This is a genomic window from Hoeflea sp. IMCC20628 (assembly GCF_001011155.1).
Lineage (GTDB): Bacteria > Pseudomonadota > Alphaproteobacteria > Rhizobiales > Rhizobiaceae > Hoeflea.
In genome coordinates this window covers 2,621,148-2,645,629 of record NZ_CP011479.1, presented here as the reverse complement: position 1 = coordinate 2,645,629, position 24,482 = coordinate 2,621,148, and the positions used below count along the sequence as shown (strand labels likewise).

General features: G+C 61.0%; 27 protein-coding genes and 1 pseudogene. 19 read left to right on the top strand and 9 right to left on the bottom strand.

The window, feature by feature from the left end:
• The first annotated feature begins 26 nt into the window (after window positions 1-26).
• The 5 genes from IMCC20628_RS12575 (at window position 27) to IMCC20628_RS24725 (ending at window position 4,026) form a co-directional block, all read left to right on the top strand.
• Entirely contained in the window at window positions 27-1,883 is a 1,857-nt protein-coding gene (locus tag IMCC20628_RS12575) for a PAS domain-containing sensor histidine kinase (protein ID WP_052766413.1), read from the top strand.
• Window positions 1,858-2,769, top strand: coding sequence for a peptidoglycan-binding protein (locus tag IMCC20628_RS12570; protein ID WP_047030502.1), 912 nt, complete (start codon window positions 1,858-1,860; stop codon window positions 2,767-2,769). Before IMCC20628_RS12575 ends, IMCC20628_RS12570 begins: the two co-directional genes overlap by 26 nt.
• On the top strand, window positions 2,766-3,107 hold the full coding sequence (locus IMCC20628_RS12565) for a DUF1491 family protein (protein WP_047030501.1): 342 nt from the start codon (window positions 2,766-2,768) through the stop codon (window positions 3,105-3,107). The genes IMCC20628_RS12570 and IMCC20628_RS12565 overlap by 4 nt, the downstream gene beginning before the upstream one ends.
• A gap of 59 nt (window positions 3,108-3,166) precedes the next feature.
• Complete coding sequence (locus IMCC20628_RS12560) at window positions 3,167-3,475, top strand: helix-turn-helix transcriptional regulator (RefSeq protein ID WP_052766412.1); 309 nt, start codon at window positions 3,167-3,169, stop codon at window positions 3,473-3,475.
• 191 nt (window positions 3,476-3,666) lie between these two features.
• Window positions 3,667-4,026 (top strand): hypothetical protein, encoded by a 360-nt coding sequence (locus tag IMCC20628_RS24725; RefSeq protein WP_082128123.1) that lies wholly within the window; start codon window positions 3,667-3,669, stop codon window positions 4,024-4,026.
• 51 nt (window positions 4,027-4,077) lie between these two features.
• Here the strand turns inward: IMCC20628_RS24725 and IMCC20628_RS24265 are convergent, their stop codons facing one another.
• The 4 genes from IMCC20628_RS24265 to IMCC20628_RS12540 form a co-directional block, all read right to left on the bottom strand.
• Complete coding sequence (locus IMCC20628_RS24265) at window positions 4,078-5,301, bottom strand: hypothetical protein (RefSeq protein WP_052766411.1); 1,224 nt, start codon at window positions 5,299-5,301, stop codon at window positions 4,078-4,080.
• 447 nt (window positions 5,302-5,748) lie between these two features.
• Complete coding sequence (locus IMCC20628_RS12550; RefSeq protein WP_047030500.1) at window positions 5,749-7,023, bottom strand: FAD-dependent oxidoreductase; 1,275 nt, start codon at window positions 7,021-7,023, stop codon at window positions 5,749-5,751.
• 156 nt (window positions 7,024-7,179) lie between these two features.
• Window positions 7,180-7,701, bottom strand: a complete 522-nt coding sequence (locus IMCC20628_RS12545) for an anthrone oxygenase family protein (RefSeq protein WP_047030499.1) — start codon at window positions 7,699-7,701, stop codon at window positions 7,180-7,182.
• A complete protein-coding gene (locus tag IMCC20628_RS12540; RefSeq protein ID WP_047030498.1) occupies window positions 7,698-8,093 on the bottom strand; it encodes a hypothetical protein in 396 nt (131 codons plus the stop codon). The genes IMCC20628_RS12545 and IMCC20628_RS12540 overlap by 4 nt, the downstream gene beginning before the upstream one ends.
• An 87-nt stretch (window positions 8,094-8,180) precedes the next feature.
• On the opposite strand from IMCC20628_RS12540, the gene IMCC20628_RS12535 reads away from it, so the two are divergent.
• Window positions 8,181-8,825: a TetR/AcrR family transcriptional regulator gene (locus tag IMCC20628_RS12535; protein ID WP_047030497.1), complete on the top strand. Its 645-nt coding sequence runs from the start codon at window positions 8,181-8,183 to the stop codon at window positions 8,823-8,825.
• A 50-nt stretch (window positions 8,826-8,875) separates the two neighbouring features.
• On the top strand, window positions 8,876-9,499 hold the full coding sequence (locus tag IMCC20628_RS12530; protein ID WP_047030496.1) for an isoprenylcysteine carboxylmethyltransferase family protein: 624 nt from the start codon (window positions 8,876-8,878) through the stop codon (window positions 9,497-9,499).
• Window positions 9,500-9,527: 28 nt separating this feature from the next.
• Here IMCC20628_RS12530 and IMCC20628_RS12525 read toward each other — a convergent pair whose 3' ends face one another.
• The 3 genes from IMCC20628_RS12525 to IMCC20628_RS12515 all read right to left on the bottom strand — a co-directional run bounded on the left by IMCC20628_RS12525 (window position 9,528) and on the right by IMCC20628_RS12515 (window position 13,057).
• The gene (locus IMCC20628_RS12525) at window positions 9,528-10,082 is read right to left on the bottom strand and encodes a DUF1254 domain-containing protein (protein WP_047030495.1); all 555 of its coding nucleotides are present in this window, start codon (window positions 10,080-10,082) and stop codon (window positions 9,528-9,530) included.
• The gene (locus IMCC20628_RS12520) at window positions 10,075-10,662 is read right to left on the bottom strand and encodes a DUF1214 domain-containing protein (protein ID WP_047030494.1); all 588 of its coding nucleotides are present in this window, start codon (window positions 10,660-10,662) and stop codon (window positions 10,075-10,077) included. The genes IMCC20628_RS12525 and IMCC20628_RS12520 overlap by 8 nt, the downstream gene beginning before the upstream one ends.
• Before the next feature lie 202 nt (window positions 10,663-10,864).
• Window positions 10,865-13,057 carry a PBP1A family penicillin-binding protein gene (locus tag IMCC20628_RS12515; RefSeq protein WP_047030493.1) on the bottom strand — a complete coding sequence of 731 codons (2,193 nt, stop codon included), beginning with the start codon at window positions 13,055-13,057 and terminating at the stop codon, window positions 10,865-10,867.
• Between the two features lie 170 nt (window positions 13,058-13,227).
• Here IMCC20628_RS12515 and IMCC20628_RS12510 point away from each other — a divergent pair, with 170 nt between their 5' ends.
• Both IMCC20628_RS12510 and IMCC20628_RS24720 read left to right on the top strand, forming a co-directional pair.
• A complete protein-coding gene (locus IMCC20628_RS12510; RefSeq protein ID WP_047032528.1) occupies window positions 13,228-13,680 on the top strand; it encodes a YcgN family cysteine cluster protein in 453 nt (150 codons plus the stop codon).
• 126 nt (window positions 13,681-13,806) lie between these two features.
• Window positions 13,807-13,968, top strand: coding sequence for a DUF1328 family protein (locus IMCC20628_RS24720; protein ID WP_047030492.1), 162 nt, complete (start codon window positions 13,807-13,809; stop codon window positions 13,966-13,968).
• Window positions 13,969-14,138: 170 nt separating this feature from the next.
• Here the strand turns inward: IMCC20628_RS24720 and IMCC20628_RS12500 are convergent, their stop codons facing one another.
• Window positions 14,139-14,519 carry a hypothetical protein gene (locus IMCC20628_RS12500; RefSeq protein WP_047030491.1) on the bottom strand — a complete coding sequence of 127 codons (381 nt, stop codon included), beginning with the start codon at window positions 14,517-14,519 and terminating at the stop codon, window positions 14,139-14,141.
• Between the two features lie 696 nt (window positions 14,520-15,215).
• On the opposite strand from IMCC20628_RS12500, the gene IMCC20628_RS12495 reads away from it, so the two are divergent.
• The 3 genes from IMCC20628_RS12495 (at window position 15,216) to IMCC20628_RS12485 (ending at window position 18,801) form a co-directional block, all read left to right on the top strand.
• Window positions 15,216-15,485, top strand: a complete 270-nt coding sequence (locus tag IMCC20628_RS12495; RefSeq protein WP_047030490.1) for a hypothetical protein — start codon at window positions 15,216-15,218, stop codon at window positions 15,483-15,485.
• 1,089 nt (window positions 15,486-16,574) lie between these two features.
• Entirely contained in the window at window positions 16,575-17,129 is a 555-nt protein-coding gene (locus tag IMCC20628_RS12490) for a hypothetical protein (RefSeq protein WP_156174502.1), read from the top strand.
• A gap of 175 nt (window positions 17,130-17,304) precedes the next feature.
• Window positions 17,305-18,801: a terminase family protein gene (locus tag IMCC20628_RS12485; protein ID WP_245307770.1), complete on the top strand. Its 1,497-nt coding sequence runs from the start codon at window positions 17,305-17,307 to the stop codon at window positions 18,799-18,801.
• 187 nt (window positions 18,802-18,988) lie between these two features.
• On the opposite strand, the gene IMCC20628_RS12480 is transcribed toward IMCC20628_RS12485, so the two are convergent.
• The gene (locus IMCC20628_RS12480; RefSeq protein ID WP_047030488.1) at window positions 18,989-19,369 is read right to left on the bottom strand and encodes a hypothetical protein; all 381 of its coding nucleotides are present in this window, start codon (window positions 19,367-19,369) and stop codon (window positions 18,989-18,991) included.
• A 97-nt stretch (window positions 19,370-19,466) separates the two neighbouring features.
• On the opposite strand from IMCC20628_RS12480, the gene IMCC20628_RS12475 reads away from it, so the two are divergent.
• The 7 genes and pseudogenes from IMCC20628_RS12475 to IMCC20628_RS12445 all read left to right on the top strand — a co-directional run bounded on the left by IMCC20628_RS12475 (window position 19,467) and on the right by IMCC20628_RS12445 (window position 24,438).
• Window positions 19,467-20,645 carry a phage portal protein gene (locus IMCC20628_RS12475; protein ID WP_047030487.1) on the top strand — a complete coding sequence of 393 codons (1,179 nt, stop codon included), beginning with the start codon at window positions 19,467-19,469 and terminating at the stop codon, window positions 20,643-20,645.
• On the top strand, window positions 20,632-21,033 hold the full coding sequence (locus IMCC20628_RS12470; protein ID WP_156174501.1) for a DUF6107 family protein: 402 nt from the start codon (window positions 20,632-20,634) through the stop codon (window positions 21,031-21,033). The genes IMCC20628_RS12475 and IMCC20628_RS12470 overlap by 14 nt, the downstream gene beginning before the upstream one ends.
• A 52-nt stretch (window positions 21,034-21,085) precedes the next feature.
• Window positions 21,086-21,553, top strand: a pseudogene (locus IMCC20628_RS25645) (HK97 family phage prohead protease); the annotation flags it as partial.
• Window positions 21,554-21,808: 255 nt separating this feature from the next.
• Window positions 21,809-23,053: a phage major capsid protein gene (locus IMCC20628_RS25640; RefSeq protein ID WP_047032524.1), complete on the top strand. Its 1,245-nt coding sequence runs from the start codon at window positions 21,809-21,811 to the stop codon at window positions 23,051-23,053.
• A gap of 88 nt (window positions 23,054-23,141) precedes the next feature.
• Window positions 23,142-23,708, top strand: coding sequence for a head-tail connector protein (locus IMCC20628_RS12455; protein WP_047030486.1), 567 nt, complete (start codon window positions 23,142-23,144; stop codon window positions 23,706-23,708).
• Window positions 23,708-24,043, top strand: coding sequence for a phage head closure protein (locus IMCC20628_RS12450; RefSeq protein WP_047030485.1), 336 nt, complete (start codon window positions 23,708-23,710; stop codon window positions 24,041-24,043). The genes IMCC20628_RS12455 and IMCC20628_RS12450 overlap by 1 nt, the downstream gene beginning before the upstream one ends.
• Window positions 24,040-24,438, top strand: a complete 399-nt coding sequence (locus tag IMCC20628_RS12445; RefSeq protein ID WP_047030484.1) for a DUF3168 domain-containing protein — start codon at window positions 24,040-24,042, stop codon at window positions 24,436-24,438. Before IMCC20628_RS12450 ends, IMCC20628_RS12445 begins: the two co-directional genes overlap by 4 nt.
• Window positions 24,439-24,482: the final 44 nt, after the last annotated feature.

The following is a 24,482-nucleotide window of genomic DNA, read 5'->3' as shown; positions in this document are numbered from 1 at the left end:
GACCTGCGGCGTGTACGGAATCGGCAGTGACAAAATTGGATGATCTCATCGATAGAATGCAGCTTGCCGGTCGGCAGACAGCCGAATCCTGGCTGGGTGCGGCTGCGCTCGAGGCCGATACGGATGACAGCAGGGTTCGCGCCATGACGGCCTGTCTGTCCAGTGCGATTCTTGCTCCGATGATCACCGTGCCGGTTCTGCTGACGGCATTTTCATGGCCACAGGCCATTGCCGGCGCATTGGCGGCCGCAGCCATGCCCATTGCCGCAGCCGGACTATTGTCGTCCACCGGCTCGCCGCGCATCACCGGCCGGGTCTCGCTTGCCGCCGCCGCATTGGCACTTGGCGCCCTTGCTGCATTGAGTGGCGGCCTGGCATCGCCTTTCCTGCCGTTGCTGGCGCTGCTTCCGCTTGAAGCCGCGATCCATTCCAAAAAGACCTCGGGCCTCGCTCTGGGAGCCGGTGCTGCCGGTCTGGCGCTGGCGCTCGTCGCCGCCGCCGGTCAGATCGGATTAACCGGTGTTGCCCCCGATGCGGCCTTCATCGCCACCGGCCTGTCGCTTGGACTTTATGCTCTGGTGCGCGGCCTGGCATTCTGCTTTGAACCCACGATTGCCGAACAGACCGTCATCGCGACAAGCGTTGAAACGGTGGTGGTTCAGGATTTCTCCACGCTGGATCTGTTGCCGGGACTGGTGACGCGTCACAATGGCCGTGGTGACGTGATCCAGATTGCCGGAGCCGACCAGGCCGATTTCATCGGGCGTGTCGGTGATTTTTCCGGCAAGGGCTATGTCAACCACATCCACGTTGCCGACCGGATCGCCTTCCTCGACGCCATTGATTGCCTGCGCCGCGGTGAAAAGCGCAAGCAGGTCGAGCTTCGTTTCGATTGCGCCGGCCAGGGTTCCCAGTTCCTTCATGCTGCGGTTTCGCTGATGGCCGAGCAGACCCCCGATGGCAATTTTTCGGGGTTCGTCGCCCAGACGCGTGACATTTCCGCGGAGATCGCCGACCGCGTCCGAGCCAATTCAAATGTCGAAGAGGCTGAAACCGCCAACGCCGCAAAGACCTGCTTTCTGGCTGCCGTCAGTCACGAACTGCGCACCCCGCTCAACGCCATTCTCGGCTTTTCCGATGTTCTGGCGCGGGAGTATTTCGGTACCTTCAACGATGAACGCCAGCGTGAATATGTCGGTCTGATCCACCAGTCGGGCGAGCATCTGCTCAGCCTGGTCAACACCATGCTCGACATGTCCAAGATCGAGGCCGGGCGTTATGAAATTTTCGTCGAGCCGTTCCAGATCGGTGAAGTGGTCGACAATTGCGATGCCATGTTGCGCCTGCAGGCCGCCAATCGCGGTGTAACGTTGACCCGCCGACTGGCCCGTGGCGCAGGCGAAGTCGTCGCCGACAAGGGCGCGATGCACCAGATCCTGATCAATCTGGTCGGCAACGCCGTCAAATTCACCGATGCCGGCGGCGTCATCAATGTCGATGTGGCGGTCCATGACGGTCAGTTGAAGCTGGTTGTCAGCGACACCGGAATCGGTATCCCGGCCGACAAGCTTGCCCGCATTGGCGAACCGTTTGTGCAGGCACAAGACGGGCTTGGCCGGCACTATGAGGGCACCGGACTTGGTCTGTCGCTGGTCAAGGGCCTTGTCGATCTGCACGGTGGTACCTTCGACATCGCCAGCACCGAGGGTGAGGGCACCGTGGTGACCATCGATCTGCCTGCCGATGGATCCGGCGCTAACCGCGAACCCATGGAGACGACGGCGGTCACCGCCGTGGCTTTCCCGCCGGTATTGCCCCGCCCAGCAATCAAAGATGTACAAAACAGGAATGAAGACCATGTCGAGACAGCGCGCAGCGCCTGACTTGTTTGCCGATGACACCAACTCCGGCCGTGGCGTTCTTGCAGCGCTTGGCCAGGTTGTGTCGGCCCATCCCTCGCTCACCGGCGGCAGCGTGGCATTTGCGGTGATCTTCGGCTTTGTCGCCGCCAATGCACTGTGGCATCAGCCGGGAAGCCACCCGGCACCGATCCTCAAGACCCGTGAAGTGGCGACATCGGCAGCACCTGTGGCGGCCGCAAAGCCGGTTACCGGAGTTCCGTTCGGCAAGGATGTTCCGGCGCGGACCGTGACAACATTCCGGATTGAGCGAAGCGATGACACGCCGACCGCCTCGATCCCTGTCCCCGACGTGACACCGGCACAGGCGCCGGCGCCGGTTGCCACCAAGTCCGCCTCCAATCCGATTCTGAGTCAGATTCAGGCGATTCTGGTCGATCAAGGCCTCTATTCCGGCGAAATTGACGGATTGATGGGCCCGAAATCGGCTGCGGCAATCCGCAAGTGGGAGAAAACCAACGGTTACTCGGAAACCGGAGAGGCAACGGCGGCGCTTCTTGGCGCCATGAATGGCCCGGTTGCTGCTGCCAAGCCGGTCAAACTCGCCAGCGCTGATCCAGATACGGTACCGGCGCCAAAACCGCGCCCGACTCCGGTGGTCGCTTCCGACGAGCGCAGCGGCGAGCCAGTGACAATACCTGCCGTTATTGCTGAAGGTCCCAGTGAACTGGTCCAGCAGATCCAGTCCGGCCTGTCCAATATTGCCTATGCCGACATCACTGTTGACGGCGTCGCAGGCTCCCAGACCCGTGCCGCGATCAGCGCGTTCGAGAAGCACTACCGGCTTCCGGTCACCGGGCAGCCGAATGAGACCGTGCTCAAGAAACTGCTCGAAATCGGCGCGCTGTGAGGCTCAAGGCCGGCATTTTCGTCTCCGCGCTGACCCGCCGGGTCTTCGGCGATGGCGGCATGGCGGTGGTTGAAAAACACGGGTCCGAGGAAGCCGGAGCGATTTTTGTTCGCATCCGCCATCGTGACGGCACTGAAAGCCTGGCGGCGCCAGCACCGCAAACCGCCTTCGATATCGATCATCCCGATGGCCGGCTGTTTGAACTGAGAAGATCCCGCGTCCCAGAAAGCGAAATCTCGGAAATATTAGCCCGTGAAGTGCGGTTCGATCTGGACATCTGGGTCGTGGAGATTGAGACTGACAGCCCGGAAACCTATCTCGACTTTAGCGAGAATTGACGATTGCTGCATTCTTTCTGAGATGCCGCCTCCGGATACGCTAACTGAAGGAGGTTTACATGCCGATAGTCCTGACGCCTCAATTCTCGATCGCGGCCAGAGCGCTAGCCGAAATTGACCAGGCGCAACTTGCGGAACAGGCAGGGTTGCCCACCTCTTTGCTTGCCGATTTCGAGGCGGGCGTTCACTCCTTCGACGAACCGGCACTGGCAAGGCTGACAGAGGCACTCGAGCATTTCGGCGTCGAGTTCCTGCCTGAAAATGACACAGGTGCTGGTCTGCGATTGAAGTTCAACAGGCAGGAAACCGGTCAGATCCTTAATTGGGAAGGTGAGGGTGGCACTTCCGGTGAAGACGATGTGCCATGAACTTGGGCCTGTTTTTCCATGATCGGATTCGGCTCGTTCGTCGGTGACGGGTCAAATGCAGCGCTTGCCAATTGGGCTTGAGTAATTGCGCTTCCCAAAGCTGCCCTGCATCCAGCAATGACGAACCAGTACAGTGGTCTTGATGGCCGGTAGAAACAATTATAGCGATAATTCTTAAGTGACGTTAATCCATGGCGCGTATTATTTGGAAGTCATTACTAGACTTCTGGAGCGTCATGTTCAGATTTACGACATTGGTGATTGTCTGTTCAGCCGCCGCTTTCGCGGCGCCAAGTGCTGTCAGGCATTTTGCGTTCGGATTTAGCAATGCGCCTGACAGCAAATCTGTTGGATTTACCAATGCGCCGGTCAGAAACCCGCTTGCGTGCAATATCAAGGGTAACGTCAGCATCGATACCGGCGAGCGCATATATCATGTGCCCGGTCAGAAGTTTTATATCCCGACGAAAATATTACCGCGATATGGCGAGCGTTGGTTCTGCACCGAAGCCGAAGCACGTGCCGCCGGCTGGCGAAAATCCAGACGATAGGAAATTTCCGCAAAACCTGCAGAGTTGCCTGACAGGCAGGTTCTGCTTGCCTCAGCCCGCTTTGCGGACCGGCGAAACCTGGCGGCTGCGCTCAGGGGCGGCGCGCTGGAAGGCATCCTGGCGAACAGGCTTGCCCTCGGCCAGCGCCGGCACATGGTTTGTGTTGCCTGTGGTGTAACTGTCGGCGCGCTGCCAGGCCTGAAGCCGGGCGGTGCAGCTTTCGCTGTCGAGGTCTTCGATCAGATCTGTGGCCAGCGTATGCCTGAGCGAGGGCTGCGCCAGATGCGGGAAAAAGCTTTCGAGCGCCGATTTGATGGTCGCGCTGGGTGCCCCCAGACCGATAAGCGCCGTGGCCAGCTGGCGGCCGGACAGGTCCATCATGATCCTCTCGGACAAGGCAAAACTTGAATCCATGGCGTCGGCAAGTGCTGTGGCAAACCAGGACGCCTGATCGGAGCTGGCGTGGCGCGCCAGCTTGGCCAGATGGACCTCGGTGATCCTGCGCCGCGCTGCCCGCGACAATTCCTTTTTTGGAGCAGTTTTAGTCTCTGGTCTTGCCGGTTGTGCGGCCGATGCGGCAGGCGCTTTGCGCAGGCTGGTTGGACGGTTGAGAGGCTGCGCGGGGGCACGGTGGCCCGGTCTTGAGACCTGTACTTGCAGTTTCGGTTCATCGCTGTGCAGCTTGGCTGCCGGGCTGCGCGTCACCAGTGCGCGCAGTTCGGAGCGGAGTTTTTCACTCGGATCGAGCGGGGGCGCATCGACCAGCGGCCGGGCGTCAGGCACGGTGGTCGGCGCGGCGGCGCTTTGAACCGCCACTGCGGGGGCAGGGATCAATCCGCGCAGGATCAGCAGACCTTCGACGGAGGGATCATTCAGGCGGCGCAGCGTTGCAATTGCCTGCGGCGAAAGATCCGGACGTCTAGCCGCGGCACGGGCGTGCGGTGCGCCGTTGTGGAGTACCGCGCGCGCCAGTGCGCTTTCCTTGAGCAACGGATAGTGGGCGATGAAGGGAGCGGCGATGGTGATGGGCTGGTTGATCAGCATTTCGACCACGTCGTCAGGCACCCGGGGCAGTCGTGACAGGGTGGCTGATGCAGTGCGGCGGACCTCGGAGCTTGCTGCCGCGTAAAGCGGCATGAACAGCTGGGAGAATTGCGCCAAGTCCTGTCGGTTGGGATGATCGAGACATTCAAGCGCACTGATGGCTGCCATCAACACTGCAGCTTTGCGGTGGGCCGCATCGGGCCTTTCGAGATCGCGGAAACTGTTGGACACGGGGACACCTAACTCAAACGCAACAACTCACTTGGGACAAGTTATAACAAAAGCGTTAGCAAGCTGTTAACCAAGTGGTGGCTTGATGGCTTTCAACCATGGAGATGAATGTCGAGCGTATTTCCTGTTCCACCCAGTTGGAGACCAGATATGACGACAATACTGAGCTTTGATCCATCAAGATGCAGGCCCGCAACACAGGGCCCACCCGGGCGTGAAACCTTGCACGGGACGGCCGATGTGCTGATGTTTACAGGCGTGCGCCGCGAGCCGCTCAATGCCGGCACTTCCCGATACGCCCCGCGCCATCATGAACCAATGTTCGACGATCCGGCGCCCGCCAAACCGAGCGGCAAAAACGGATAGACCTAACGGTCTCCTCCTGTCTTTGCCGGGGTTTGGCAGATACCGGGTGCGGCCGTATTTTCAGCAGTACTGTGGTTTCCGCTATTTCAGCTTGTGCATGGCCAGCAGTTTCATCACCGCGTTTTCGTAGTAGGTCTCGGTGATGCCCTTGCGGACCTTGTGCATGAAGTATTTCTCGAACGCCACTTTCGCCAGATGCACCCACATGCCTTCAGCGGCCCAGTTGATGTTGCGGGGCGGGTTTTGCGGCTGAGCCAGGAAGGCCACGCCGCGATCGCCGAAATCGGCCAGGCAGAAGGCATTCCAGGTGGCTTCTTCTTTAGGTTCTCCGCCGTCAAGCAGCGCCCCTATGTTCTTGGCTGTTGCTGCGACCATGCTTTCGATCATGTAGCCGGTCTTGGGGACGCCCGTGGGCACGGGAGTCTTTTCCGTAGGCGCGATGGCGATGGCCACGCCGACACCGAAGATGTTGGGGTATTTCGGATTGCGCTGGTGCTTGTCTATGATGATGAAGCCGCGTGGATTGACCAGACCTTCAATGTCGCGCACAGCCGCGATGCCGCGGAATGCCGGTAGCATCATCGAGTATTTGAAATCGAGCTGATGCCTGGTCTTTTCCGAACCGTCATCATTATGTTCGGATACGGTCATCGTGGTGGCTTCGACTTTTTCCACCTTGGCATTGGTGATCCAGCGGACGCTGCGCTGACGCATTTCATGCTCGAGCATGCCCTTGGTGTCGCCGACGCCGCCGAGGCCGAGATGACCGATATAGGGCTCGGAAGTGACAAAGGTCATCGGCACCTTGTCGCGGATCTTGCGGTTGCGCAGTTCCTTGTCGAGGATCATCGCGTATTCATAGGCCGGGCCGAAGCACGAAGCGCCCTGCGCCGCTCCGACAACGATCGGGCCGGGATCAGCACAGAAGGCTTCAAACGCCGCATTGGCCTGCACAGCGTGATCGACGGTACAAACCGACTGGGTATGGCCTTCGGGGCCAAATCCCTCGATTTCGTCGAAAGCCAGTTCCGGGCCGGTTGCGATGATCAGGTAATCATAGTCGACCGAACTGCCGTCCTCCATTTCGATCTTGTTGGCTTCAGGAACCAGCTTTTTCGCCGAGGCCTGGATGAAATCGATACCGTGCTTGGCCATCAGCGGCGCCAGCTCGATGGTAATGTCGTTCTTCTCGCGCCAGCCGACGCCGACCCACGGATTGGACGGGGTGAACTGGAAGCTTTCGGCCTTGTTGACCAGAACGATCTGGTGATTTTTTCCGACTTCGGCCTTCAGATCGAAGACCATGGAAATTCCACCGAGACCTGCTCCAAGAACGACTATGACAGCCTTTTTCATGCGCTTATCCTTTGGCGAGCCGGAAACCATGTGACCGGGAACACATTTGTGATCGTTTATATATAGCGCATCATCCGGGAAACTTATTGACCGAGGTCAATTGGCAGGACGGTTTATCGCCATGAATGCGATGAGCCCGCAGCGTTCTTTGCCAGGTCACGTCCGCGCGTGCGCGGCGCTGCCGGAAACCGGACTGATTGTGAGCAGTCCCATCCCTGTCAGCAGCACTGCTGCGCCACAGGCCAGAGCACGAACCTGGTTCCAGACCTGCCATGGCGATGAGTACCCGCGCCAAACGGCTTCGGCAGCGACCGGCTCCAGAGGCAGCTCGATCAGGGCCAGCGCCTCGTTCATCGGAACATTGACGACGACGGTCACGCCAAAGCCGCCAAGGCCGTAGACGACCGTTGCGAGCCCGAACCAAAGTCCGGAATCTCTCCGGCCTGTGCGGATGAGTGCAGCGGCGGTGATCGCCAGCACCACGGGCGTCAGGAAAAAGGCCGGGAAGAACACCGTGTTGCGCACCGAGGCGTTCATCGCCTGCATGGCTTGGATGGCAATGGAGGGATCGCTGGCGTCGAGGCCCCACATGGTGGAGCACACCCAAGCGTAGAAAAATCCGAAAATCGAAGCAACAAGCAAGAGCGAGACAAGCGGCAGTATCCTGGTCGAGATCATTGCGTTTCCTCCTGCCGGGCGTTTGCATTTCCTGAAAGCAAGCCTGAGACCAACCCCCAAAGCAGGGCAAGGCTGGCCAATTGTCCGCCGATCACCGCAGGCCAGATCAATCCGAACTGCGCATCAAAATATTTCTGAGGGCCGAACGAAACCAGCGCCATGACTGTGGCCAGCAGGCTCAATCCCCGTCCGTACTGGCTTGTACTGCTGCCGAGCAGCATCGCCGCAACGGCTGCGGAGATGGCAGCCCCGAGAAACGGTGCGATGCCAAACAGCGGCGTGGCCACCGGCGGATGCGGTGGGACGCCAGCGTAGAGCGCACTGAGCATGACAGTCTGCAGGATGATCAGCACGGACAAGGCAGCGGTGGAAGACTGGTTCGGAAGAGGCATTCTGTGATCTCCATAAGCGTAATTAAGTGTACGGTTGCAAATATCCGTAAACATAATTACGCTTGCGGTCAACCAGTGGAGAGTTTGATGCGCGATGAGAACAGGGCTTCCCGTCAGGAAACGATCGAAGAGGCGGCCTATGCGGTATTGGAAGCCAGGGGCTATGCCGGTGCATCCATGCTGTCGATCGCCAGGGCGGCCAGGGCGTCTAACGAGACGTTGTACAACTGGTACGGCGACAAGAACGGCCTGTTCAGGGCACTGGTGCTGCGTAACGCCGAACAAGTCAAAGCGTTGCTGGAAGACGGTTTGCGCAGCGACAGGAACCCGTTGGATGTCCTGCGTGCGCTGGGCCCGCGTCTGCTTGCGTTGCTTGTCAGCCCGCGTGCCATTCAGCTCAACCGGGCTGCCGCCGCTGATCCCACCGGGGAACTGGGCGCGGCAATTTCAGAGCGGGGCAGGGAGACGGTCGGCCCGCTGATTGGTGAGGTTCTGGAGCGCGCCAGGCGCGAGGGTGCGCTGGCGTTCAATGTGACTGGCGAGGCGGTGGAACTGTATCTCAACCTGCTGGTCGGTGATCTGCAGATTCGCCGCGCCATCGGAGGCGTGCTGCCGCTTGACGAGACCACCATCTCCCGGCGTGCTGAACTGGCCTTTGGGCAGTTCCTGCGGCTCAATCCCGCATCGACATCAACCACGCCGCTGTGCCATGAACAAGACCACAAGGGCTGAGGCCCGGCGCGCGATTGTCGTGAGCGTATAAACGGATTGGGAAACCCCGGATGACGGATTTCGTGCAGCCGAAAGCATTCAGGCAGAGAAAGAGGCTGCGGGTCGTTCAGTTGTTCAGTGTTGCGGCGATTTTGGCGCTGTTGGTTTCACGCCCCTATTGGAGCGAGGCCCTGGTGGTTCACGAAGCGATGGAGATCTCCGGTCTTGCCTTGATACTGGTCTGCATCTTCGGTCGGCTCTGGAGCATTCTCTATGTCGGTAGCCGCAAGAACAGCGAACTGGTCACCTCTGGTCCCTATTCGGTCACCCGCAACCCGCTCTATCTGTTCTCGACCATCGGCATCTTCGGCGTCGGCCTGGTGTTTGGCTCCCTTGCCGTGGCCATTATGTTCGGGTTTTTGAGCTATCTGGTCTTCACGCTGACCGCGCAAAAGGAAGCGGCGTTTTTGCGCAGCACATTCGGAGCCGGATACCTTGCCTATGAAGCCACAACGCCGCAGTTCTGGCCTGATCTCAGGCTTTACCATCAGCCCGATGAAGTGACCTTTTCACCGCAGGCTCTCAAGCGCACCTTTTTTGACGCGCTTTACTTCCTTGCGATGTTTCCGGCGATCGAGGGCATTGAGTATCTTCAGACCGCGGGCTATCTGCCGACCCTGTTCTGGCTGCCCTGACTGCTTTGTCGAAACCTGACCGGTCAGGTCAGGCCGGATCGAACTTCAGTCCAAGGCAGGCGGCACCTGCCAAAAATTCCCGCACAGCCGGTTCGTGGCTTGGCATCGGCGCCACGGCGCGCAACACCACATAGCCCTCCGGCCGGGGCAGCTCAACCAGCACCGCTTGCTCAAGTAATGCCGGCATGGCGCGGCGCATCTGCAGCATCTGCGCCGGCGTGACGAAAGCAATATTGACGCTTTCGCCGATCGAGGAACGGTCGTTCATCGAGTAGGTTTCGTTTGACGAGGCATCGTAGGCCGAGACGGTCCAGATTGGCACATCGCCGGTGGCGACAACCCGGACCGGACCATTGCTGATGTCAAAGTGGCAGACAGCGCTGCGAATGCTCGGATCTTCGTTGTAGAGCCCGGTCAGGTTGGCTTCATTGGCGAGCGAATAGAACCGGTTTTGCGCCCCGAGCGCGGTGACCCGGGTCCAGGCATCCTTGCCGGTCCATTGCGGCAAGGCCAAAACGATAATGATATGGATCAGCGCGGCGCCGACCAGTCCGATCACGATTGCAAGAAGCACACTACGCATCTCTGCATCCGATCAGGGCTATGTCGGGCATGTCAAGTTCGACCATGCTGGCAGATCCAGCAGTCGGCGTATCGACCAGGCTCAGCACAAAACTGACATCGCCCGGTGTATCGAGCCTGATCCAGTTGCCCGGCGTTGGCGCAGCGCCGACCCGGATGCTGAACGTGCCGTCGGCGCGGCGCAATGTCGTCCACGAATTCAGGCTGGCGGGAAACCGGGGGCCGGCTTCGACCGGGTTGCCGCTGCTGTCGGTAATCCGCAGCGTCCAGAATCGCGTTGGCGGGGTTAGTCCGGAGATCTCGTAGGTGCATCGCCCCGACAGGGCGGCGCCGGTGGCGTCAGTATCGGCGGTAAACACCAACCCCTCTGCGCGACCAAGCAGAATGCGGCCATCGCCGGCGCGGTGCGCCTTGGCGAAAGGATCTGCCTTGGCTGTTTGCAGTTCGGGATAGGCACTCCAGGAGCCGAGCTTGATAGCCCCAAAACCGGAGGTGGCCTTCAGCGTTCTGGACGCAGTCCAGGCCCCACCACCAAAGGCGATTGCCAGCGAAAGAAGAACTAGGACAGGCAGGCGAAACACGAGCGGATATTTCCTTGGTCAAATCGGCCGGGTGGCAATCCCGGCAAATTGAGCCCACTGCAATGGGCCCGGCGCGTCGGGCACTGTGTACTGCCAGCCCGGCATACTGTCATCATGTATCTGGTGCATCGGGTCAAAAAACCCGGAACCGGATTTCAGTCCTGTCCGATGCCAAAACAAAAACTTTACTGCATTGTTCCGATTACCGTTCGGCGGTGACGGGAGCAAGTCCCGGCAAGGGGGTGGCGGCGGCCAGACGCTCAGTGACGCCAAGCGGTTTGGCGCTGTCGAATTGCTCAAGCAGGCCACGCAGGATTTCCGTGGTGTCACGGTTGAGCGTGCGGGGCCGCTGCAGCGGAGCCAGCGCATTGCCATTGGCGTCGACCGCGGCTTTGGCGACCAACGGGGCGGCCCGCGGGGTGGGCAGCGGATTGTCGACGCCGGGAATGGCCCGCAGTTCAATGCCCTGGTGGGCATAGTCCATCAGCCTTTTAAAAGTCATGGCGGGCAGCGAGCCGCCGGTCATCCGGTTGGATGAGGTGTAGTCGTCGTTTCCAAACCACACGGCGGCAGTGAAATTGCCGGTGAAGCCGACAAACCAGGCGTCGCGAAAACCCTGCGTGGTGCCGGTCTTGCCGCCGGTCAGAACACCGTCGACCGCTGCGCGCCGCGCGGTGCCGACATAGGGAACCCGGGTCAGCATCTGGTTCATGTAATCGCCGGCGGTTTCCGACAGCACCCGTGTCGGAGGCGGCTCGTCGCGGCTGAAATCATAGAGCACGTCGCCATTGTAGTTGAGGATCTGCGCGATGCCGTGGCGGCGCGACTGGTAACCGCCGGCCGGAAACACGGCAAAGGCGGTGGCCTGGTCGAGCACGGTGACCTCCGAGGTGCCGATGGTAATGGTCACATCCCGCCGGATCGGCGTCTCGACGCCGAATTTCTTCGCCTGCGCCATGATCTGGCCAATCGGGTCTTCGCCAAGCCTTTCCTTGGCAAGCCGCACCGGGATTGTGTTGATCGATTTGGCAAGTGCGGTCTTGATGTCGATCCGGCCGCGATAGCTCAGGCCGTAGTTCTTCGGGTTCCAGTTGCCCCAGTGGATTGGCGCATCCGTGATCGGGCTGTCCGGCGTCATGCCTTTTTCCATGGCCAGCGAATAGGTGTAGATCTTGAACGAGGAGCCCGGTTGCCGCAGCGCCCGTGAGGCGCGGTTGAACTGGCTTTCACCATAATCGCGGCCGCCGACCATGGCCCGCACTGCGCCGCCATTCTCGATCAGAACCAGTGCTGCCTGGCTGGCCCGGTAGCGTTCGCCATCCTGCCTCAGGCTGGTCTCGACCGAGGCTTCGGCGGCCTTTTGCATGCCGGTGTCTATGGTGGTGCGCACGATCAGCGAGTGCTGGTCAAACCCGCCGGCAATGCGCTTGACCTCTTCAAAGGCCCAATCGAGGAAGTAGTCCGGCGCGTCGTGATCGCCACGGTCAATGACGCTGGCCGGATTGCGCCGCGCGCCGATGACCTGGCCTTCGGTCATCAGGTTGCCCTGCACCAGGTTGGACAAAACCTCGTTGGCGCGGCCGCGGGCGGCAGGCAGGTTGATGTGCGGTGCGTAGCGGGCAGGGGCCTTGAACAGGCCCGCCAGCATGGCCGATTCCGCCAGCGACACTTCGGTGATGTTCTTGCCGAAATAGAATTGCGCCGCTGCTGCAGCGCCAAAGGTGCCGCCGCCCATATAGGCGCGGTCAAGATAGAGCCGCAGGATTTCCTTCTTGGGCAGGTTTGCCTCGAGCCAGAACGCCAGAAAGGCTTCCTTGATCTTGCGCTCCAGCGTCCGTTCATTGGTCAAAAACAGGTTCTTGGCCAATTGCTGGGTGATGGTGGAGCCACCCTGGACAACGGAATTGGCCTTGACGTTCTCTGTCATGGCGCGGGCGAGGCCGAGGAAATCGATGCCGAAATGCTCGAAGAAGCGCCGGTCCTCGGTGGCCAGCACAGCCTTGACGAAATGATCCGGCAATTGATCGACCGGAGCTGAATCCTCGTGGATGATACCGCGATGGCCGATCTCGTTGCCGTAGCGATCGAGGAAGGTGACGGCGAAATCATCACGCGCCCGCCAATTGCCGGCGGTTTCCTCGAATGCCGGCATGGCCAGCGCCAGCAGCAGCACGAAGCCGGCGGTGCCGACATTCATGCCTTCGCCGACGATCTCGAAGAAGACTTTCCAGGCGCCACGGGTGCGGAAGCGGCGGAAGAAGATGGTGATCTCTTCCCAGATTTCGCCGGAGGAAAACCCGGCGTTCCAGATCGTCGAATCGATCCACGAATCAATGCGCAGCAGAATGTTGGAGCGCTTGCGCGGCCGGTCTTCCTGGTTGAATGGGTCCTGCACGAATTTTAATCCATTGCCGGCGGCAGTTGACGCCGCGCCTGTTAGCGTTGCAAGCGGTGAGATGTCACCGCCAAATTTGCCCCATGGTCTATGCTTTTGGCCGATTTTCGGTCAAAGGACAAGCTGGATGCGTGTTGCCAACCGCGTCGGAATGCAAAAAGGAAGACACCATGGGCACCAAGCCCTTCTGGAGAACCAAGCGGCTCGAGGACATGAGTGCGGTCGAATGGGAAAGCCTGTGCGACGGCTGCGGCCGCTGCTGCCTCAACAAGCTCGAGGACTGGGACACCGGCGAAATTGCCTGGACCAATGTTGCCTGCCGGTTGCTCGACGGCGAGAGCTGCCGCTGCAAGGACTACGCCAACCGTCAGGCCACGGTGCCCGACTGCATAGGACTGACGCCGGATCAGGTTGATACCATCACCTGGCTGCCGCCGACCTGCGGCTACCGGCTGGTGGCCGAAGGCAGCGATCTCTACTGGTGGCACCCGCTGGTATCCGGCGACCCGGAAACCGTGCACGAAGCCGGCGTATCAGTGCGCGGCCGCACGCTGAGCGAGGTCGACATCCCGGTCGAGGATTTCGAGGATTACCTGGTCGAATGGCCGGGCGAAGAAGCCTGAGTCAGACGCTTCGCATCCCCGCACAATACCGCTCAGGCGGTTCACAATAAAAATGTGCCTGAAACGTGGAACCAAAACTGCCCGGCTGCATTGATACCCTGTATTGCCAAATGGAGGGTTTATTCGATGATCCAATGGATCCTGATCTTGCTAATTGTTGCGGCGGTGGCCGGCCTGCTCGGCTTCAGCCGACTGTCGGGTGCTGCACTGACCGGCGTCAAGCTTCTGGTCGGCATCGTGCTGGTGTTGTTCCTGCTCGCCGTCCTCGGCATTGTCGCCATCGCCTAGCTCCCAAATACCGCTTCCTCCCCCCTGAAGCACACCTCTACCGCCGGTGACCAATGGTCCCGGCGGTTTTTTTATCGGGGTGGAAGCGGATGGGGAACTATTACAGTCGTATGGATAAATGCGGCCTCTATCCGAACCAATCGGCCGGATGAACCGGACATCGCCGCCAATCAGTTTCCTATGGTGAAATATTCTTCCGCAAAGTCGCGCCAGGTCAATTTGGCAGTGGAGCCGCTTACCGACACTTCGGCGCAGCCCGGATCAATTTTCCACTTGCCGATGATTTCTCCGGAAATGCAGATGCCGGTCCCGTCCCAGGTCCAGTTGCCTACGAACTTCTTGCCATCATCATGATCCCCGGTCATCCGCCCGTCATCATGGTAGATGTCCTTTGAGCCGCCACCCTTGTGATCGGTAATTGTCCTGTTTGACATCAGGCTGATAAACTCTGCCTTGCTGGTGATCAGCTTGTAATTCTGCGCAGCCAGGCTGCCAGGCAAGATGATCGCAAATGCCCCGGCAAGCACGACTTGTCCAAATTTTTTCAACATATGATTTGTCTCCAATACAGGGTGCGGCAAGACCGGAATGGGTTGCCGACTTTCAACTCAGACGCTGATTTCGCCACTAATTGTGTGAATCTGGATTGATCTGTCCGGGCCGTTACCCGAGCACTTCGTGCGATCGGAAGTCAGATCAAACCGACATTCCCACATGGAGCGCCTAGTCTTTGATGTTGCTGTTGTTTTACCCAAAGATCAACCCTGTTGCGGGCAAGGCGGGTTTGGTGGCTTGCCACCGGAGAAGCCGTCGTGGCGAAGCATAAGCAGTTTTGTCTGAAGTCAGGGCTTTGCCGGGAAATCGAAACCGATGAGTCTCGCGTCTACTTCGGGACTGGCGAGCAATACGCAAACAATTCCACTGTGACGCATTCCGTCAATGCGCGTCGTGATGGCGAAGGGGGCAACTCAAAGACGAATGGTGAAGCCGGTCACGCCTAAGCGAAAAATCCGTAGAATTCCAACGAAACGAAAGAAGAACACGTGCAACCTGTGAATAGCAAGGATTGGCAATACACGCCGCTTGCGTCAGTTGAACGACTCACTGCAACGTGAAAGGCGGAGGCCTAGACAACCTCCGCCTTAGTTCAACCGAGCCACAGGGCGGCCCGAATGAGTTGCAAACAGACTTTGAATCCTCCCACGATTCTCGTCAAGCCGCCCTGTGGCGTCACACAGGAAACTTAAATGAAATCTTATCTCGTTGCCTATGACCTTCACGAAGATGGTCAAAACTATGAGTGCATCACCGAGAAGCTGAAGACTTATGGAACCCATTGGCACGCTCAGCGGTCAGTATGGATTATCACAACGGATCAATCAGCGGCCACTATCCGAGACAACCTAAAGGGGTGTGTCGATGATAACGATAAGCTACTCGTCCTCGGGCTTAGCGGCGAGGGTGCTTGGACTGGCAACCCTCAAAACGTGACTGAGTGGTTGCAGAAGAACCTTTGAACGGCTCTCCATCCTGATACGGGAAGGGAGCCACCGCCCTTCCCGGTCTCCGGATCGGGAGGGGGTTTCAACAGGCGGCACAAAACCTCGTCGCCCTTTTCTTGGTCTGTTTTCTTATTGGTGTCTGACATGGCTATTGAATACCCGTTTGAACTAGTTCGAGTAGAGGACTACGATCAAGAAAGGCTCGCGGCGGTCGGTTCGGTAGTCCTCGGCTGGAATCTCGCTGACTGCATGCTTCCCCAACTTATTTGGGTACTTGCGCGCATACCCTCACCGTCCGCTGAACTTGTGACAAACGATATGCCGACTGTCACACGGTTAACACTCGTTCGGAATTGACTATTTCGTGAGTATAAGGATGACCAACTGTGCGAGTATACCCTAGAAACACTCAAGCTTTTTGACCAGTGCCGGATCGGCAGGAACTCGATAGCTCATGCTCATTCGTATTATGTTGGGTCTGACGATATCGTCTACGGAGGGTTCTCAGCAAAAAACGGGAAAGGGTATCTAACTCTGCAAAGCGCGCCTTATACATCCGGCGAAATGGCCAAGTTAACCGCGGCCATCGACTCGCTGGTCACAGCGCTGTTTAAGCTGACTGCCCATTTTGCGGGAGACGATGAGATCGGGAGGCCATTGCCCGAAATATCCGTGATACGAAATCATCTGGAAACGCTACGTTCTCAACAGAGTGAAATAAGCAAACGCGCTCTCCCGCCTCAATCACCTCAGGTATGATTTGAATTTCCTCAGTGTTCTCAGTGTCAGCCTTCGTAGCTCTATCTTGGATTGTTTTCTGGCACCTTGTGCATCAAAATAGGAAAATAATCCTTGATGGCGTTACGGTGCTCTGGTAGGTTTATGTCATCGTCACAGAAGTGCGCCGGAAACGGTGGTTAGGCGAAGGCGGGTTTCCGCTGAGTCAAAGTGACAGAGATCAGGCGGTTTGGCCGCCACGACAGTGTATTGTGTGCCAAGCGCCTCTGGAGTGTCCGGGGCGCTTTTTTGTTGGCCGGATCTGGCCGGAATTGTGGAAATTGCGAGGCTTTAATGACCGAACCTTTTGGGTGCGCGGCGGGAGCCATGCTGTCTGGACCTGACCGCTCTGGATTGGATGAGGCAGGCTTGATTGATCGGTTGGTCGAGCTGGTGCTGGCGCTGGAGCCGGTCGAGATCAAGCAGCAGGGAGCGGATGAGGCGACGGATGGCCCCGTGAGCGCGCCCGTGCCGGAGCCGACCTTGCTGGCCGAGAGCACGCGAAAAATGCTGGCGCAGATGCGCGCCGTGCTCGACCGCGAGGCGGCACGGCTGGGCGCCGATGGGACCGAAGGCAAGGCGGCGGTGGATCAGGTGGCGCTGATCGCTCGGACACTGGAAAAGATCGACCAGATGGAACGGTTGATTGCCGAGGACCAGGCCCGCTCGACGAGCCGGACGCTGAGCCCTGACGAGCGCGAACAATTGCGCCAGACGGTGCGGCAACTGATCCTCACCGCCGCCGAACGGTTGGCGGTTGAGCGGGCTAACGGTGCCGCGGAGAGTGGGGGTGAAGACGGGCGTGAGGAAGGCAGTACGGCATCCCGCGATGAAGGTTCGGGACAGGAAAATTCGAACCGGACAAGGGTTGAAGCCCGGTGAGCCGCTGACTGTGGGGTGAAAGAGTCTTCTGACCCGGCAGACGCCGGGTCGCTGGACCCCGGGGGCTACGACGTCGCTTCGCTTGTCTGGATCAAGTCCGGGTGACGGAGTTGGTGGGGGGCGTCACCCCAAATCGGATTTTGCCGAGTGCTGAATGCAAACAGGAGAAAGACGCATGACGATCCGGTCGATGGCAGCAGCGCTCAAATCCGGGGTCTGGGCGCGGCCCGAGCCGGAGTGGGGTCTGCCCTATTACACCCGGCTGGATTGCCGGCCGACGCAGAACGCCCGGCCAGCCGGACGGAAAGCCGATGCGGTTGAGCCCGGTGAGGAAGGCGGCGACAGGGATGGGGCATTCCAAGGGCTGCAAACACAGATGGCACCGCTTGGCATCGCCGAACTGATAGCGGCGCATCTGGGCCAGCTTGGCGATGAGGCGCTGATCGAGAATGCCACCGCCTGGGACTTTTTGGCGCGACCCGATCAGATGCCGCCCGAAGGGGCTTGGCGGACCTGGCTGCTGATGGGCGGACGGGGCTCGGGCAAAACCCGCGCCGGCGCCGAATGGGTGCACGGGTTGGCTTCCGGCGAGATTGCCGGATTGGGCAAGGATGGCCGCATCGCATTGGTGGCGGAAACCTTTGGCGATGCCCGCGAGGTGATGATTGACGGCGTGTCGGGGATCATGGGCGTGGCGCGCGGTGAGCGCCCGAGTTTTGAGGCGACGCGGCGCAGGCTGGTGTGGCCGTCGGGTGCTGTGGCGCAGATGTTTTCGTCCGAAGACCCCGAAAGCCTGCGAGGGCCGCAGTTCGATCTGGCCTGGTGCGACGAATTGGGCAAATGGCGCGATCAACGCGAGACCTGGGACATGCTGCAATTTGGCCTGCGGCTCGGGACCTCGCCACGGCAACTGGTGACGACGACGCCAAGGGCAACACCGTTGATGCTGGCGCTGGTCAAAGACGCGGCCACGCGGGTGACGCGGATACGGACTGAAGACACCGCAGGCAATCTGGCGACGGGCTTTCTTGACGCCATAAGGGCGCGCTATGGCGGCACACGGTTGGGGCGGCAGGAGCTTGACGGCGAGTTGATCGCCGACCGCGAGGACGGGCTGTGGCGACGCGACCAGATCGAGGCGCTGACGGTGCGAAGTCACGGGCCTCTGGCCCGCATCGTGGTGGCGGTCGATCCGCCGGCGGTGAGCGAAGCCAGGTACTCCTGCTGCGGCATTGTTGCCGCAGGTTTGGACGCGGAAGGCCGCGCAGTGGTGCTGGCTGATGGCTCGGTGGAGGGCGCAAGCCCGTCGGCCTGGGCCAATGCGGTGAGCCGGCTCTACCGCCGCTTTGACGCCGATTGCGTGGTGGCCGAGATCAACCAGGGCGGCGACATGGTGACAAGCGTGCTGCGCACCGTCGATGCTTCGCTGCCGGTCCGCACCGTGCGGGCAACGCGCGGCAAGTGGCTGCGCGCCGAACCGGTGGCGGCACTCTACGAGCAGGGCCGGGTGGTCCATGCCGGCCATTTTGGCGGGCTCGAAGACCAGATGTGTGATTTCGGCCCCGACGGGCTGTCGTCAGGCCGTTCGCCCGACCGGCTCGACGCGCTGGTCTGGGCGCTGACCGAGCTGATGCTGGGGCGCAGAGGCGCGCCGCAAATCAGGCATTTGTGAGGGGGTTGGCGTGCGGCGGTGTTTCACTCCTTTGTCATGCCGGACCCCGGATCCGGCATCCAGCAAGCCCAAGTCCTTGGGCTGAAGAGAGTCTTTTGACCCGGCGGATGCCGGGTCGCTGGACCCCGGATCAAGTCCGGGGTGACGGAGAAAATTTCGCTTCGGCACGGTTATTGACGGCAATGCGTCAGGAGTAGGCCAGCGCCGCAAGCGCGAACAGGCCGGTGAGAAGCAACAGCGGCCAGCCGATGTGCCGGCCCCGGCTGGCAATGAGATCGAAGAGCCCGACCGCGGAAAAACTGAGACCGACGCCGCCAAGGATGACGGTGCGCAGATGCGGTTCGTCGAAGGCCAGCGCGTACAGGATGACGGCCAGCACGAGCCAGGAGACGGACGTCACATGCCAAACGAACCGCAGGACCATGCGCGCCAGCGAGTGATCGAGCACGCGGTTTCCCCGATGCTTGAACAGCGGCCGCAGCAGGTAGATTTCGCCACCGACGGAGTGGACCAGAGACGTGGCCACCAGCGCGACAATGCTGGCGACGATCAACCATTGAAACAGCAACGCGGTCACTCCTTACGGGCGGCATGCGGTTTTCTAGGCGGTCCGCGACGGCAAGTAAACGCCGGGGTTTCATCACTGAATTTGAAAGGGCATTGATATGGCATTCGGATTGAGGCTTCCCTGGACCCGTGCAGCGCAGAGCCGCGCCCCTGCCGCCAAGAGCTGGCTGCCGGGCGCGATCGCCGCACTTGCGGGTGACGCGGGCGCGCAGTGGAGCGGGCGCAGCTATGCCGCGATTGCGCGCGAAGGCTTCATGCGCAATCCGGTGGCGCACCGGGCAACGCGGATGATTGCCGAAGCAGCCGCTTCGGTGCCCTGGTTGGTATTTGACGGTGGCCGCGAGCAGGAGCGGCACCCGGTGCTGGATCTGCTCAACCGACCGGACCCGAATGGCGCCGGCGACGGCTTCTTCGAGACGCTGTATGGCCATCTGGTGCTCTCGGGCAATGCCTGGATCAACCCGGTCAGCGCCGGCGGACGGGTGGCCGGGTTGCAGCTCTTGCGGCCCGACCGGATGCGGGTGATCACCGGGCCGGATGGATGGCCCGTGGCCTATGAGCATCAGGCCGGTGGCCGGCGGCAGCGCTTTGCGGTGAGCCCGGAAGAGGGGCCGGGTCTGCTGCATCTGAAACTGTTTCACCCGCTTGATGATCATCGTGGATTTGCGCCGCTGGAAGCCGCGCTGATGGCGCTGGATCTGCACAATGCGGCGATGAGCTGGAACAAGGCGCTGCTGGATAATTCCGCTCGGCCATCCGGCGCGCTGGTCTATCAACCCAAGGACGGCGGCAATCTGACGCCCGAGCAATATGAGCGGCTCAAGGCCGAGCTCCAGGAAGGCTATCAGGGTGCGCGCAAGGCAGGTCGTCCGATGCTGCTTGAGGGCGGGCTCGACTGGAAAGCGATGGGGCTGACGCCGCGCGACATGGATTTCATTGAGGCGCGCAACGGGGCTGCACGTGACATCGCTTTGGCGCTGGGTGTGCCGCCGATGCTCTTGGGCATCCCGGGCGATCTGACCTACGCCAATTACCAGGAGGCCAACCGCGCCTTCTGCCGCCTCACGGTGCTGCCGCTGGTGCACCGAACGGCGGCCGCGCTGACCGCCTGGCTGCAGCCCGTTCACGGGGCGGGGCTCAAGATCGACTATGACGCCGACCGCCTGCCGGGCCTTTCCGCCGAGCGTGACGGGCTGTGGGCGCGGGTCGGTGCTGCTGATTTCCTGACTGACGAAGAGAAGCGGGAAGCTGTGGGATATCAGCGTGTTGCGGGCTGAACCGGATTCAAACCGGCAATCGCCTGATTCAATCTGTGAGGCGGATCTGACCGCCGGAGGTGAAGCGATGCAAAGCATGGATCCGGAGCCGGCAATGCTGGCCGCCCGCATTGCCGGGGCTGTCGCCGGTGCGCTGGTTTCGCTCGCCTACATGATGCCCAAAGGCGCGCGCGAAGCTGTGGCGCGGGCCATCGCCGGCATTGTCTCCGGCCTGGTTTTCGGTGCTCCGGCAGGCGTGGCGCTAGCGCAGTGGATGGGGGTGAGCGGGCTGTTGTCCAGGACCGAAACCCTGCTGACCGGATCGGCCGCCGCCAGCATGACCGCCTGGTGGGTGCTCGGCGCATTGGCGCGAATTGCCGACCGAACCGGGCGCGGCCCCAGAGCATAAACGCTGCACGCGGCGCGACAGAAAACACTTCGACAACATCAAGGACAAAACCATGACAAGCGACTGGAGCGCATCCGGACGGCAGCACAAACGTGTCGATCTGGCACTGGAAGACGTCAGCGGCGACGGCAGTTTCTCGGGCTATGCCAGCCTGTTTGGCGCGGTTGATCTGGGCCGTGACGTGATCGAGCCGGGCGCTTTTGCAGCGTCGCTGAAGCGGCGCGGCGCCAGCGATGTGCGCATGCTCTACCAGCACGACCCGGACCAGCCGATCGGCCGCTGGCTGTCGATCCGCGAAGACAGTCGCGGGCTGCATGTCGAGGGCAAGCTGGCGCTTGGCGTGGCTCGTGCCCGGGAAGTCCATGAGCTGATGAAATCCGGCGCGCTCGACGGGCTGTCGATCGGGTTTCAGACCTTGCGCGCTCGCAATGAAGCCAAGGTCGGGGTGCGGCGGATTTTGAGCGCCGATCTCTGGGAGATTTCGGTGGTGACCTTCCCGATGCAGCCGGGCGCGCGGGTGACCGCGGTCAAAGGGTTCGGGCAGGCAACACCGGCGCCGACGCGGCGTGAACTCGAACGCCGGCTCACGCGGGATGCGGGGCTGAGCAGACGCCAGGCGCGCGGGCTGATTGCCCGTGGCTTTGGCGCGCTTTCGGACAGGCAGGACGCTGCGCCGGAGGATCTCAAACGCCTGGAACGCCAGATGCGCACATTGACAAGCGCGTTGTCTCGCACTTCCCGGCCCACCGAACCCAATCTGTTGAAAGGACGACCGATGAACACCCTGATCAAAACCGGGCGAGCGCCCGAAACCAAAAGCGTCGATGCCGACGTCTCTGCCGCTTTCGAGGACTTCATGTCCGCGTTTGAGCACTACAAGCAATCCAATGACGAGCGGTTGGCCGAGATCGAGCGGCGCGGCGGCGGTGATGTGATCACCGAGGAAAAGATGGCGCGCATCGACACGGCGCTGGACGAGCAGAAGCGGACGCTCGACGCGTTGCTGGTCAAGCGTGCCCGTCCTGATCTCGGACGCGGCGGCAGCGCTGCGCCGGGGCCAGTGCGGCAGGCTTTTGATGCCTATGTGCGCCGCGGCGATGAGGCGGGGTTGCGGCAATCTGAACTCAAAGCCATGTCGGCGGGCAGTGATGCAGATGGCGGCTATCTGGTGCCCGACGAGCTCGACAGCGAGATCGGCCGGCGTCTCTCCGAGCTGTCGCCGATCCGCTCGATGGCCACGGTGCGGCAGGTCTCGGGTGCTGTGCTGAAAAAGCCCTTTGCGCTTGACGGTATGGCCACCGGCTGGGTTGGCGAGACCGATGCACGGCCGCAGACGGCGGCACCGCAACTGGCGGAATTGCAGTTTCCGACCATGGAGCTCTACGCCATGCCGGCTGCCACCGCCTCGCTGATCGAGGACAGTGCTGTCGACATCGAGGGCTGGATCGCCAGCGAAGTCGAAGCCGCGTTTGCCGAGCAGGAGGGGGCGGCCTTCGTCAATGGCGATGGCGCCAACAAGCCGCGCGGCTTTCTCGATTACCCGAGCGTCGACGATGACAGCTGGAGCTGGGGCAATCTCGGCCATATCTCCACCGGATCATCGGGCGCTTTTGGCGCTGATCCCTCCGACCGGCTGGTGGAGCTGATCTATGCGCTCAAGGCCGGGCACCGCCAGAACGGCCGTTTCGTGATGAACCGCAAGACCCAGGCCCAGATCCGCAAGTTCAAGGATGCCGACGGCAACTATCTCTGGACGCCGCCGGCGGGCGCGGGCCAGCAGGCAGCCCTGATGGGCTTTCCGGTGGTCGAGGCCGAGGACATGCCCGACATCGCCGCGGACTCGGCGTCGATCGCCTTTGGTGATTTCCGTCGCGGCTATCTGGTGGTTGACCGCACCGGGGTTCGCATCCTGCGCGATCCCTATTCGGCCAAGCCCTATGTGCTGTTTTACACCACCAAGCGCGTGGGCGGCGGGGTGCAGAATTTCGAGGCGATCAAGCTTCTGAAATTCGCCGCCTGACGGAATTTTCGGTCCGCCGAAACTAACCCTCTCCCGGCTTCCGGGGGAGGGACACGCCCCCCGAAATACTTCATTGCCGGAGACTGCCATGACCCTGATTCAGACCGATCCGCCGCTGGCGGAACCGGTGACGCTTGCCGAGTTGAAGGCGCATCTGCGCATCGACGCGGGCGATGAAGACGATCTTCTCGAAAGCCTGATCCGCGTGGCTCGCGCCCATCTTGAAGCTGTCACCGGCGTGGCTTTGATGAGCCAGGGGTTCCGTTTGTTTCTCGATGACTGGCCTCGGAGCGAGGTGATTCAGTTGATGAGAACGCCGGTTCAAAACATTGATGCGATTCTGGTTTATGACGCCGATGGCGTGGCGCAGGATCAGGATCTGACTGGCCTGCTGCTAGATGCGACGGCGAAGCCCGCGCGGCTGGTGATGCGGGAACGGTCGCGGCCAGAGCCGCCGATCAACGGCATCGAGATCGAGTTTACCGCGGGCTTCAGCTCGGTGAACGAAGTGCCGCCGGAGCTCAAACGGGCCATCCTCATACATGCCGCGCACCTTTATGAATTCCGCGGTGCGGTGACCGCCGACATGCAGCCGGCCTCCATTCCGGCGGGCTACGACCGGCTGATCGCGCCTTGGCAAAGGCGGGCTCTGTGATGGCCTCGCTGTTTGTTGATCCCGGCCGCCTGAGCGCTCGGCTGGCGCTCGAAGCACCGACAGATCTGCCCGACGGGCAGGGTGGTGTTGCGGAGGGCTGGACGCTGCTCGCAGAGCTTTGGGGACGGATTGAACCGCTGCGGGCAAAGGCTGAAGAACAGGCCGGTGCCGCCACTGCACCAATCACCCACCGGGTCACCATCCGCTATCGCGGCGATGTCCGGCACGCCATGCGCTTTGCCTACCGGGATCGCACGCTGTTCATTCGCAGTTTGCGCGATCCGGAAGAGAGCCGCCGCTATCTGGTCTGCGACTGCGAGGAGGCCCGGCCATGAGTGCCAATGCATTGCAGCAAGCGGTGATCGAGCGTTTGGCAGCAGATCTGAACGTGCTCGCGATCATCGGAGCCGGTCGGATTTTCGACCGGCTGATCACCCGTGCCGAGCCGCCTTATCTGGTGCTGGGCGAGACCACGACAACTGATTTCTCCACCGGTGATGCGGATGCCAGCCAGCACCGTTTCGAGATCGAGGCCTGGACCAAACAGAACGGGCGCAAGCAGGCGGTCGAGCTGGGTGACGCGGTGCGTGCAGCACTCCATGATGCTGATCTGATGCTTGACGGCGCAGTGCTGATCAACCTTCGCCACGAACGCACGGTCAGCCGCCGCGCGTCCAGGACCGGGCTGCATGTGGCGCGGCTGAGGTTTCGTGCGGTGACCGAGCCGTGATCCCGGCTGGCGCTGATACTCCGAACCACGAGTTTGAAAGGACA

Coding starts and splice junctions, on each gene's coding strand:
- IMCC20628_RS12570 (WP_047030502.1), top strand. CDS start 1,858: ATGTCGAGACAGCGCGCAGCGCCTGACTTGTTTGCCGATGACACCAAC.
- IMCC20628_RS12560 (WP_052766412.1), top strand. CDS start 3,167: ATGCCGATAGTCCTGACGCCTCAATTCTCGATCGCGGCCAGAGCGCTA.
- IMCC20628_RS24725 (WP_082128123.1), top strand. CDS start 3,667: ATGGCGCGTATTATTTGGAAGTCATTACTAGACTTCTGGAGCGTCATG.
- IMCC20628_RS12550 (WP_047030500.1), bottom strand. CDS start 7,023: ATGAAAAAGGCTGTCATAGTCGTTCTTGGAGCAGGTCTCGGTGGAATT.
- IMCC20628_RS12545 (WP_047030499.1), bottom strand. CDS start 7,701: ATGATCTCGACCAGGATACTGCCGCTTGTCTCGCTCTTGCTTGTTGCT.
- IMCC20628_RS12540 (WP_047030498.1), bottom strand. CDS start 8,093: ATGCCTCTTCCGAACCAGTCTTCCACCGCTGCCTTGTCCGTGCTGATC.
- IMCC20628_RS12535 (WP_047030497.1), top strand. CDS start 8,181: ATGCGCGATGAGAACAGGGCTTCCCGTCAGGAAACGATCGAAGAGGCG.
- IMCC20628_RS12530 (WP_047030496.1), top strand. CDS start 8,876: ATGACGGATTTCGTGCAGCCGAAAGCATTCAGGCAGAGAAAGAGGCTG.
- IMCC20628_RS12525 (WP_047030495.1), bottom strand. CDS start 10,082: ATGCGTAGTGTGCTTCTTGCAATCGTGATCGGACTGGTCGGCGCCGCG.
- IMCC20628_RS12510 (WP_047032528.1), top strand. CDS start 13,228: ATGGGCACCAAGCCCTTCTGGAGAACCAAGCGGCTCGAGGACATGAGT.
- IMCC20628_RS24720 (WP_047030492.1), top strand. CDS start 13,807: ATGATCCAATGGATCCTGATCTTGCTAATTGTTGCGGCGGTGGCCGGC.
- IMCC20628_RS12500 (WP_047030491.1), bottom strand. CDS start 14,519: ATGTTGAAAAAATTTGGACAAGTCGTGCTTGCCGGGGCATTTGCGATC.
- IMCC20628_RS12495 (WP_047030490.1), top strand. CDS start 15,216: ATGAAATCTTATCTCGTTGCCTATGACCTTCACGAAGATGGTCAAAAC.
- IMCC20628_RS12490 (WP_156174502.1), top strand. CDS start 16,575: ATGCTGTCTGGACCTGACCGCTCTGGATTGGATGAGGCAGGCTTGATT.
- IMCC20628_RS12485 (WP_245307770.1), top strand. CDS start 17,305: ATGACGATCCGGTCGATGGCAGCAGCGCTCAAATCCGGGGTCTGGGCG.
- IMCC20628_RS12475 (WP_047030487.1), top strand. CDS start 19,467: ATGGCATTCGGATTGAGGCTTCCCTGGACCCGTGCAGCGCAGAGCCGC.
- IMCC20628_RS25640 (WP_047032524.1), top strand. CDS start 21,809: ATGAACACCCTGATCAAAACCGGGCGAGCGCCCGAAACCAAAAGCGTC.
- IMCC20628_RS12455 (WP_047030486.1), top strand. CDS start 23,142: ATGACCCTGATTCAGACCGATCCGCCGCTGGCGGAACCGGTGACGCTT.
- IMCC20628_RS12450 (WP_047030485.1), top strand. CDS start 23,708: ATGGCCTCGCTGTTTGTTGATCCCGGCCGCCTGAGCGCTCGGCTGGCG.
- IMCC20628_RS12445 (WP_047030484.1), top strand. CDS start 24,040: ATGAGTGCCAATGCATTGCAGCAAGCGGTGATCGAGCGTTTGGCAGCA.